7 protein-coding genes are annotated in these 10,037 nt (G+C 67.9%); 3 read left to right on the top strand and 4 right to left on the bottom strand.

Annotated elements, in window-relative coordinates; translation table 11 throughout:
* The 3 genes from VGT00_15050 to VGT00_15040 form a co-directional block, all read right to left on the bottom strand.
* A partial coding sequence (locus VGT00_15050) for an ABC transporter permease (GenBank protein ID HEV8532736.1) occupies window positions 1–674 on the bottom strand: 674 nt, incomplete at its 3' end.
* A gap of 337 nt (window positions 675–1,011) precedes the next feature.
* Window positions 1,012–2,589 (bottom strand): ABC transporter substrate-binding protein, encoded by a 1,578-nt coding sequence (locus VGT00_15045; protein ID HEV8532735.1) that lies wholly within the window; start codon window positions 2,587–2,589, stop codon window positions 1,012–1,014.
* A 140-nt stretch (window positions 2,590–2,729) separates the two neighbouring features.
* Entirely contained in the window at window positions 2,730–6,020 is a 3,291-nt protein-coding gene (locus VGT00_15040; GenBank protein HEV8532734.1) for an adenylate/guanylate cyclase domain-containing protein, read from the bottom strand.
* A gap of 403 nt (window positions 6,021–6,423) precedes the next feature.
* On the opposite strand from VGT00_15040, the gene VGT00_15035 reads away from it, so the two are divergent.
* From VGT00_15035 to VGT00_15025, 3 genes are read left to right on the top strand one after another with little or no spacing between them, the layout of a single operon-like run.
* Entirely contained in the window at window positions 6,424–8,046 is a 1,623-nt protein-coding gene (locus tag VGT00_15035) for a gamma-glutamyltransferase family protein (GenBank protein HEV8532733.1), read from the top strand.
* Between the two features lie 13 nt (window positions 8,047–8,059).
* Window positions 8,060–9,181, top strand: coding sequence for a nitronate monooxygenase (locus VGT00_15030; GenBank protein ID HEV8532732.1), 1,122 nt, complete (start codon window positions 8,060–8,062; stop codon window positions 9,179–9,181).
* Window positions 9,178–9,615 (top strand): DUF393 domain-containing protein, encoded by a 438-nt coding sequence (locus VGT00_15025; GenBank protein HEV8532731.1) that lies wholly within the window; start codon window positions 9,178–9,180, stop codon window positions 9,613–9,615. The genes VGT00_15030 and VGT00_15025 overlap by 4 nt, the downstream gene beginning before the upstream one ends.
* 200 nt (window positions 9,616–9,815) lie before the next feature.
* Here the strand turns inward: VGT00_15025 and VGT00_15020 are convergent, their stop codons facing one another.
* Window positions 9,816–9,971, bottom strand: coding sequence for a rhodanese-like domain-containing protein (locus tag VGT00_15020; GenBank protein HEV8532730.1), 156 nt, complete (start codon window positions 9,969–9,971; stop codon window positions 9,816–9,818).
* Window positions 9,972–10,037 lie beyond the last annotated feature (66 nt).

Genomic DNA, 10,037 nt, shown 5'->3' with positions numbered 1-10,037 from the left:
TTCTTGAGCGCATGGAGCCACACCACCCGGTGCTCCACCACGCCCTTGACGCGGGCAAGCTTGACATACTCCGAATCCAGCACCTCGAGCATCGCGGAGCGGAGCAGCCGCATCATGCCCGCCACCACGAACCACCCGAGCGTGAAGCCGGGCAGGATATAGCTGGTGAAGCCGTCGATGCCGCCCGCGGGCAGCCATTGCAGTCGCCCCGCGACGAACTCCACGAGCACGATGGCCAGCCAGAAGGTGGGCAGCGACTGGCCGAGCACCGCGATCACCTGCGCCGTCCGGTCGAGGCCGGTCCCCTTCTTGACGGCGGCCATCACGCCCAGGGGGAAGGCGAGGGCGAGCGAGATGCCCATCGCGAAGGTGGCGAGGCGAAGGGAGTTGGGCAGCCGCTCCCGGATCAGCTCGCTCACGGGCTTGCGTGCCCGTAGCGACATCCCAAAGTCCCCGGTGACGGCCTTGCCCACGAACGAGAAGTACTGCTCGACGTACGGGCGGTCGAGGCCGAGATAGCGGCGGGCCTCGGCGTAGTCCTCCTCGCTCGCCGACATGGGAAGGATGAGGTGGAGCGGGTCGCCGGTGGCCCTGGCCAGGATGAAGACGACGACGGACAGGATGGCGAGGGCCACCAGCGACTGCAGGAGCCGAGACAGTACGAACCGGATCACCGGGCGTCAGCCTGGACTATTCGTGAAGGACACTCTCTCGTCGTATGGCCCCCTCATCCTGCCCTCTCCCCCGCGGCGGGGGAGAGGGATAAGAACACTTTCACTACGCTGCTCTCTTCATTCTGATCCCTCTCCCCACTAGGGAGAGGGCCGCAGTTCGAGCCGAGACGCCCGCCTCGGGCGACGAGGCGAGGGCTGAGTAGGTGAGGGGGCCAGGTGTTCGCGCATAATCCGGGTTAGCAGGCCGATGAAAAGGGCCCCGCTGCTTCGCCGCCTCGCATCTGAACCCTTTTGCGCGGTCTGCTGAGGTATTCAGCATTCTTTCGTTGCTGGCCCGCTACTTGCCCGAGGCCAGCTCGTCGAAGAACAGGTCGTACATGACGGATCCCGGGTTCCACTTGCCGAGCTTCTTCGACGTCGCGTACGGCGAGTGGAGGTACACGATGGGCATCCCGTAGTGCTCGCTCCGGAGCCGCGTGAAGATGTTCCGCATCAGGGCGTTGATCTTGTCCTTCTCGGTCTGCCGCATGACCTGGGCGATCATGCCGTCGATCTCGGCGTCGTTCACGGTGTCGTTGGGCTTCGACGGCGAATAGCCCATCTTCTCGAGCAGCGCGTAGGCGCCGATCCAGTCGCGGTTGGCGATATTATAGTAGCCGATCGCGCCGGGGATCTTGCGGTCCACCCAGAGCTTGCGGAAGGCGGGATAGTCGACCGGGATGAGCCTGGGCTTAATCCCGATCTTCTCCCAGTAGCCGGTCACCGCTTCGGCGAAGGCCTTGCCCTCGGGCAGGCCGGGGAGCTGGAAGGCGTAGACATCCAGGGAAAACCCGCCGGCCAATCCCGCGTCGGCCAGGAGCTTCCTGGCCCGGGCCGGATCGTGAGCGTAGGCCATCTCCGGCGTCACCTTGAAGCCGATGTCGCGGAAGGACCAGGAGAGTCCCATCGGGATGGCCGCGGGATCCGCCTTGCCGGCAAAAATAGACTGAGCGATCTCCGCGCGGTCGATGGCCAGGTTCATGGCCTCGCGCACCCGCTTGTCCTTCATGGGCGCGGGCCAGCCATCGGGGCCAAAACTCCACCACATGTGGAGGATCGCCTCGTCGCGGCGGAAGTGAACGGGGAAGCTCTCCTTCTCCAGTTCCTTGACGCGCTCGCGGCTGACGTCGGCCACGTCCACCTCGCCGCGACGCAGGAGAGCGATGCGCGTCGTCTCCTCGGGCACCAGCTTGAAGAGCATGCTCTTGTACTTGGGCGTCCCGATCCGCCAGTGGCTGTCCACGGCGGCCAGCTTGATGTGCGACCCCGTCACCTGCTCCACGAACTTGTAGGGGCCGCTCCCCACGGGCTTGCGGGCGAAGGCGTCGTCCCCGTTCTGCTCGATGTACTTCCTGGGCAGCACCATGCCCTCGGTGGAGAGCGAGCGCGACAGGTAGGTCGGAATGATCAGCGTCGGCTCCTTGGTGACGATCACCACGCGGTCGGGGGCCGGCGTCTCGATGTCCTGGATGAGGGTGCGCAGCGGCCCCGCATAGCCCGTGGTGGACCGCTTGCCCATGGCCCGCTGCAGGCTGAACTTCACGTCCTCCGAGGTGACGTCATCGCCGTTGTGGAACTTCACGCCCTTGCGAAGATGGAAGGTCCAGCGCTTGTGGTCGGCCGAGTTCTCCCATCGCGTGGCCAGGCCGCCCTCCCTCGACGGCTGGCCGTCGGGCGTCGTCCCCACCAGGTAATCGAAGATCATCGAGAGGTAGTACTTGACGATGTGCCCGCCGAGGGCGGGGTCGAGCGTCTCCGTGGAGAAGCTCGACAGCGCGACCGTCAAATCGGGCTTCGTCTGCGCCCCGCTCGGGCCGGCCACGGCCAGGCTCGCGAAGGCGAGGACGAGCAAGGACACCGCCACAACGTGGCTCATGCGCCTCATCGGGACTTCCTCCATTCAGCCTGTGGGTGCAAACGATGGGTGTAGATGAGCGGCCTGCCGAAGCTCACGCGCCGTGCCGATACCCTATCGCGAGCGCACGAAAACGGCAAGCGGAGATCCTCACGGAGACGCTACGGGAGCGATACACTCCGCTCGGCGGCTAGCTGTTCCGCGCGCCGGACGTACGCGGGTACCGACGCTGCCACGAATGTTCGGTGAGCCTCGCGGAGAAGCGAGCGGGCGGTGGCATCGCGTCCCCGCCCGAAGGCGACCCCCGCGAGCTCCAGGCCAGTGCGGGCGATCTCGAACTCGCTCTCGATCGAGTCGAACGTCCGGAGCGCCTCGGTGAGCGCGGCTTCTGCCTCGCCGAGCGCGCCCCGGCCAATCGCGATCCGCCCAAGGATCCGTTGACCAAGGCCGACGCCGAGGAGATAGCCACAACGCGTCGTGATCGCGATGCCTTGATTGGCGAGGGCGACGGCGCGGTCGAACTCGCCGCGCTGGCGATACGCGTCGCCCAGGAGCGTGGTAAACATCCCGTGCCACTGCGGAAAGCCGAACCTCTCGAGCTCGGCAATCGCCGACTCGAGCAGAGGGATCGCCGCGGTCAGGTCTCCAGCCTCGACGTGGGCGAGCCCGAGGAACCCGGTGGCGTATACCCGGCTGACGGGATCCGGCGAGAGTTTCCTGCTTCGCTCGCACGCCTCGCGTGCCCCCCCGTGCTCACCGCGCGTCGCCGCCATCCAACCGACGGTGAACGCGGCGTAGCACTGCAGCCGCGGGTCGCCGATCGTCTCGCCGACGGCCCGAGCCTGACCCGCCGCCTCCTCGCATCCGGCGAAGCGCCCGAGCAGGAGATAGTTCATGGCGACGTAGAAGTGTGCCATGCCGAGCCACCAGTGCTGTGAGGTCTGCTCGAGCAGCACCAGGGCCTCCCGGCCGTGCTCGAGTCCCTCCACGGATTTCCCGGCCCAGTAATAGTCGAGGGCGAGAAGCCCGTGCGCCTTGCCGAGCGTCGCGCGGTCTCCACAGCGCTTGGCTTCCTCGATGGCCCGATGCGCGCTCGCTCGCGCCATGTCCTGATGGCCGAGGCGCGTGTACATGTGGGCGAGCCAGAAGTGGTACGGGCCGGCCACGGCGGGATCTCGCAAGCTTTCCAGCCGGTCGCGATGCTGGATCAGCACGTCGACGCTCTCCTGGAACCGGCCGAGGAAATACAGCGAAAACCCCTGCCGCAGCACCACGTCGATGAGCAGTCGATCGCGCTCCCCACCTTCGGGCAGACGCTCGAGGTGGACGAGCGCCTCCCCCAGATGCGTGAGTGCCTCCACGTTCGCGTAGACCCGCGCCGCTTTGTCCGCGACCCGGCTCAAGTAGCCCACCGCCTTGTCCGCAACCTCGGAGCGCGCGTAGTGATACGCGAGCGCACCGTAGGCTTCTTCGAGCCGGTCGGCGTAAATCTCTTCGAGCGCGCGCGCGGCGGCACCGTGGAGCGACTGGCGCCGGTGCGTGAGCAGCCCGTCATACGCGACGTCCTGGGTCAGCGCGTGCTTGAAGACGTAGACGGCCTCTTCACCGCCGGCGGACTCGTACAGGAACTCGAGGCGTTTCAGCTCGAGCAGGTGTGGATGGAGGGCGCCGCCACCATCCCAGATCTTATCGAGCAGCTTCGCCGAGAACTCACGACCAAGGACGGAGGCCGTCTGGACCAGGCGCTTGGCGCCTTCCGACAGTCGATCGATGCGAGCCATGATCACGCCTTGCACGGTGTCCGGCACGACTTGATCCGATCCCCGGCGCTCGGCCATGGCGAGCGCGAGCTCCTCGAGAAAGAACGGGTTGCCCTCCGCCTTGCTCAGAATCGTCTCCGACACGATGCTGGTCATGTCCTCGGCGCCGAGCATCGATCGCACCACGGCGAGACTCGCCTCGCGGGCGAGCGGCCGCAGCGACAGCTGCGTCGCGTAGGAGCGATCGATCCACGGTGGCCGGTAGCCCGGCCGATACGTCGTGATGAGGAAGATCGGCGCCGCGGTGAGGCTTTCCACGAAGAACGCGAGATATTCTTCCGACGTCTTGTCGAGCCAGTGCAGGTCCTCGATGAGGAAGATGATCGGGCGCCGCCGGCTGCCCTTGAGGCTCAGCATTCGCAACGTGTCGAATGTGCGCGTCTTGATCGCCTCCGGGCTCAGCACCTCGAGCGCGCCCGTGGCGTCTTTCACCCCCAGGAGGTGCAGCAGGTACATGGCCGACTCGGGCGCCATCCCCACTTCGTTGAGCCCCGCCGTGACTTTCTCCGCGACGGCCTCCGGGGTATCGCTGTCCACGATGCCGCAGTTGTTCCGAAGAATATCGAGCCACGGCAGGTACGGGATGGAGGCGCCATACGAGACGCAACGCCCTTCCAGGAATGTCACCGGCGTCCCGCCGAGCGCGCGGCGAAACTCATACAGCAGTCGCGACTTGCCGATCCCGGGCTCCCCCGCGATCCCCACGACCTGGCCCTGCTCGCCCACCACCTGCGCCCAGAGGTCCCGCAGCACACCCATCTCGCGCTCGCGACCGACGAAGTCGGCGAGGGTCCGGGCATCGCGCTCCTCGACCGGCGATCGGCGCGGCGCGAGCCCGAGGAGCCGGTAGGCGGTCACCGGCTCCGCCTTGCCCTTCACGTGCATCGGCGCGAGTCGCTCCGTCCGCATGGCGCCATGGAGCATGCGATGCGTCGTGTCACTGAGGAGAATGGCGCCGGGCTCGGCAAGCTGTTGCAGCCGCGCCGCGAGATTCGTGGTGTCGCCGATGGCCGTGTAGTCCATGCGCAGGTTGTCGCCGATCCGTCCCACCACCACGAACCCGGTGTTCACCCCCATCCGGACGGCGAGATCGTCGACGCCGGCTCTCACCAGATCGCTCCGGCGCTCACGCAAGCGCCGCTGAATGCCCAGGGCCGCGAGGGCGGCGCGTCGCGCGTCATCCTCGTGGGCGAGGGGCGCCCCGAACAGCGCCATGAATCCATCGCCGAGGAACTGATTCACCGTGCCCTCGTACCGGTGGATCTCGGACAGGCACAGCTCGAAGAATCGATCGAGCAGATCGTGCATCGCCTCCGGGCCGATGCGCTCGGCCAGCCCCGTGGAATTGGCGATGTCGCAGAAGAGCACGGTCACCTGCTTTCGCTCACCTTCGAGGGCGGTCTTGGAGGTCAGGATCTTGTCGGCGAGGTGCTTCGGCGTGTACGCCTGAGGCGACGCGAACTTCGCGGCATCGCGCGGCGGCCCCAGCGCCGCCCCGCAGTGTTTGCAAAACTTGTGGCTCGGCCCGTTTTCGGTCGCGCACTGCGCGCAGGTGACCACGAGCTTCGTGCCGCATTCCGGGCAGAACTGGGCATCAGCGGGTGCTTCATGCTGACAGGCGGGACACCGCATAGACCGAATACTAGTATGAAACGGGCATAGCGCGCTTGAAGACCGATCTCTACGATCGTCCCGGCATCGAGCACGCCCTTGTTCCCGCTCTGATGGTCTGCCCTGGCGGGCGGCGGCGCCCCTTGCCTTCGCAGGTCGCTAAAAAGGGGCATCGCCACAACCAGCAGGCAGGTCGCTCAAAAAGGCCCAGATGCGAGGCGGCGCCCCGCAGTTCGAGTTGAGCGGCGGCTATCGGCCGACGCGAGACGAGGGCTGAGTGGATTCGCAGGTGAGGCGTACTCTCTGTACGTTGAACCTGCTGCCGAGGGCGCCAACGAAGCAGATGGGCCTTTTTCAGCGACCTGCCAGCCCTCTCCCCGAGACGGGTGAGAGGGTTTCTCTTTATCGCTGTAGAATCACCCCCATGACCAAGACCCGCTGGCTCGAGGCGCACGCGCCGCGCGGCATGGTCGCCACGCCCCATGTCCTGGCCTCGGAGTCCGGCCTGGCCGCCCTGCGGGCCGGGGGGAACGCGCTCGATGCCGCCATCGCCGCGGCGGCTACCATCGCGGTGGTCTACCCGCACATGAACGGGGTGGGCGGCGACAATGTGTGGCTGATCTACGATGCGGGCGCCAGGCGGCTGGCCGCCCTCTGCGGAATCGGACGCTCCGCGCGCGCGGCGACGATCGAGTGGTACGCATCGCGCGGCCTGCGCGAGGCCATTCCCATCCGTGGCGGTCCCGCTGCCCTGACCGTGCCCGGCGCGGTCGACGGCTGGTGGCAGGCGCACCAGTACAGCACGCGCAGCATGGGCTCGGCCCTGCCCTGGAAGGCCCTCTTCGGCGACGCCATCGCCTATGCGCGCGGTGGATTCTCCGCCTCCGCGGGGCAGCGCGTGGCCCCTCCCGCCGAGCCCGACCTCTTCGGCCCCACCGCCATCGCTCCGCTCAAGGAGCACCTGTGGCCGCTCTATCACCCCGACGTGCTCGCCCAGGGCCCACTCGTCCAGCGCGACCTTGGCCTTACCCTGGAGGGCGTGCGCGACGGCGGCCCCGATGCCTTCTACGGCGGCGACGTCGCCCGGCGAATCGTGGCGGCCGTCTCGGCAGCGGGCAGCCCGTTGAGTCTCGAGGACTTCGCGGAGCACCGCAGCGAGTGGGTGGAGCCGCTCCGCGTCCCCTATCACCAGGGGCAGGCCTGCTCCTTCCCGCCGCCCACCCAGGGCATTCCGGCCCTGGCCATCCTCGCCCTCGCCAATCGCTTCGACATGGCGAGCCTCGAGGAGACCGACTACATCCACGTGCTCGTGGAGGCGACCAAGCTCGCCTTCGAGGATCGCGATCGCTATCTCACCGATCCGGAGTGGATGGAGAGGAGCGCGCACGAGCTGCTTGCCCCGGAGCACCTCGACGCGATGGCGCGGCGGATCGACATGCGTCGGACGGCCCGGCCGGCGACGGGGATGGCCGCGGGCGGGGATACCGTCGCCATCATCACCGCCGATGCCCAGGGCAACGCGGTCTCGCTCATCCAGTCCGTCTATTTCACCTGGGGCTCGGGCCTCGTGGCCGGCGACACCGGGGTGGTTCTCCAGAATCGCGGCTCGTTCTTCTCGCTAGATCCTCGTCAGGCCAATGCCCTTGCCCCCCGCAAGCAAACCCTGCACACGCTCATCCCCTCCATGTATCTCGAGGGCGGCCGCGCGCGCTTCGTCTACGGCACGATGGGAGGCGAAGGCCAGCCGCAGACACAAGCCGCGCTCGTCACACGCCGTCTCGATCGCGGCATGGGGGCGCAGGCATGCGTGGAGGCGCCGCGCTGGGTCTATGGCCGCACCTGGGGAGCGCCGACCCGCGCGCTCCGCCTGGAAGGACGCTACGGGCGAGAGGTGGCGGTTGAGCTCGCCACGCGCGGCCACGATGTTCACGTGGCCCACGAGTGGGACGACCTCTTCGGACACGCGCAATGTATCTGGCTCGATCCCGACGGCAGCCTCGTCGGCGGCTCCGATCCCCGCGCCGACGGTGCCGCCCTCGGCTTCTGAGGGAGGAGCCGTCATGGACGCGCTGCGCACGCCCCTCTGCGACCTCCTTGGCATCGACTACCCCATCCTGCAGTCCGGCATGGGTAGGGTGGCTGGCCCCGATCTGGCCGCCGAAGTATCCCGCGCGGGGGGGTTGGGCATTCTCGCCGGTCTTCGGCTCACGGGCGACCAGCTTCGCCAGGAGATCCGTCACGTGCGGGAGCTGACCGACAAGCCCTTCGGCGTCAATCTCTGGTTGCACACGGAGATCCGCCCGCCCGTGGATCCGGCAAAGATCCCGGAGGACACGCTCCGGCGCGTGCACGGCGCGCTCGACCCCTTTCGCCGCCGCCTCGGCCTGCCCGCGGGGGCCGGCCGGCCGGCGCCCACGCCAGATCTCATCGACGAGGCCTTCGAGGTCATCCTCGAAGAGCGCGTACCCGTGTGGAGCATCGGCCTCGGCAATCCCGGGCGCGCCATGGTCGCGCGTTGCCATGAGCGCGGCATCAAGGTCGTGGCCATGGTGGCGACGGTGGACGACGCCCGCGCGGTGGCCGCCTCAGGCGTAGACGCCGTCGTTGCGCAGGGCAGCGAGGCGGGCGGCCATCGCTCGACCTGGATCAAGCCGAACTCGCGCGAGATGGCGCAGATCGGCGCCATCGCGCTCGTGCCCCAGATCGTCGACGCGGTGCCCGTCCCCGTCATCGCCTCGGGCGGCCTCGCCGACGGCCGCGGTCTCGTGGCCGCTCTCGCCCTGGGTGCCGTCGGTGTGCTTCTGGGCACCCGCTTCGTGGCCACCCGCGAGTCGGCGGCCGCGGAGTTCTGGAAGAAGGCGCTCCTCGACCGCGGCAGCGAGGCGACCGCGGTGACGGATGCCTTCACGGGCCTCTACGCGCGCGCGCTCAGGAGCACCTACACCGAGGAGTACGCCGCATCTGGCGCGCCCGTCTTGCCCAGCCTGCTCCAAGCGGGAGTGGCCCAGGACATCTTCGCCGCCTCCGCCAAGCAGCAGAATGCGGAATACTTTCCGATGTGGTCAGGGCAGAGCGTGGGGCTCATCCACGATCTGCCCGGCGCGGCCGAGGTGGTCGAGACCATGGTGCGCGAGGCCCGGGTAGCTCTGCGCGCGCTCAACGAGCGGGTGCGTCTGGGGTGAGCGCCGTCGACGGCTCGCGCGCCGGGCCGGGCGCGGGCCATTCCCTCGTCTTCTACGACGGCACGTGCGGGCTCTGCCATCGCGCCGTGCGCTTTGCCCTGTCCCGCGACCCCGACGGCTCTCGCTTCCGCTTCGCCCCCCTCGACAGCGCCGCCTTCAGGCAGCGGGTGCCCGATACTACGGGTCTGCCCGACAGCATGGTGGTGCGCACGCCCGAGGGCTCCGTTCTCGTGCGAAGCGCGGGCGTCCTCCACATCCTGGAGCGCGCGGGCGGCGTGTGGTGGCTGCTGGCGAGACTATGTCGGATGGTTCCGTCGCGATTACGGGATGCGCTTTACGACGACGTGGCCGCGGTGAGATACAAGCTCTTCCGAAGACCTGCTGAGGCCTGTCCCGTCACGCCTCCGGATTTGCGAGACCGCTTCGAAGTGTGAGGCAGGCGACCGTGATGCACGTGAGACCGACGATCCTTCGCGTGCCCCCTCACCCTGCCCTCTCCCCCGATGGGGGAGAGGGATAAAAAGAATCCCTCTCCCTCGGAGAGGGAGAGGGCCGCAGTTCGAACTGAAGGGCGCAGCCCTGAGGCGAGGGCTGAGTAGACTAGGGTGGCGTTGAACTCGCGAACTACTGTGAGTTAGCTCGAGCCCATGAGGGCCTTGTAGAGCTCGATCCCCACCGGAGAGATATCCGTGCGGGTCTCGATGGGCAGGCCGGCGTTGGTCCAGGCCCCGAGTCCGCCCTTGAGAATCTTGACGTCCTTGAATCCCAGCTTCCTCAGGTCGCGCGCCATACTGGCGCTCGTGTGCTCGTCCACTCAGGTGCAGTACGCGACCACCGGGCGCGAGGTATCGAGGTC

It is taken from the genome of Candidatus Methylomirabilota bacterium (assembly GCA_036002485.1).
GTDB lineage: Bacteria > Methylomirabilota > Methylomirabilia > Rokubacteriales > CSP1-6 > AR37.
The sequence above is the reverse complement of the archived record's forward strand: the minus strand, read 5'-3'. Positions and strand labels throughout refer to the sequence as shown.

What these genes read in the sequence shown, in the direction of transcription:
- VGT00_15045 (HEV8532735.1), bottom strand. Translation starts at nt 2,589, where the DNA reads ATGAGCCACGTTGTGGCGGTGTCCTTGCTCGTCCTCGCCTTCGCGAGC.
- VGT00_15040 (HEV8532734.1), bottom strand. Translation starts at nt 6,020, where the DNA reads ATGCGGTGTCCCGCCTGTCAGCATGAAGCACCCGCTGATGCCCAGTTC.
- VGT00_15035 (HEV8532733.1), top strand. Translation starts at nt 6,424, where the DNA reads ATGACCAAGACCCGCTGGCTCGAGGCGCACGCGCCGCGCGGCATGGTC.
- VGT00_15030 (HEV8532732.1), top strand. Translation starts at nt 8,060, where the DNA reads ATGGACGCGCTGCGCACGCCCCTCTGCGACCTCCTTGGCATCGACTAC.
- VGT00_15020 (HEV8532730.1), bottom strand. Translation starts at nt 9,971, where the DNA reads ATGGCGCGCGACCTGAGGAAGCTGGGATTCAAGGACGTCAAGATTCTC.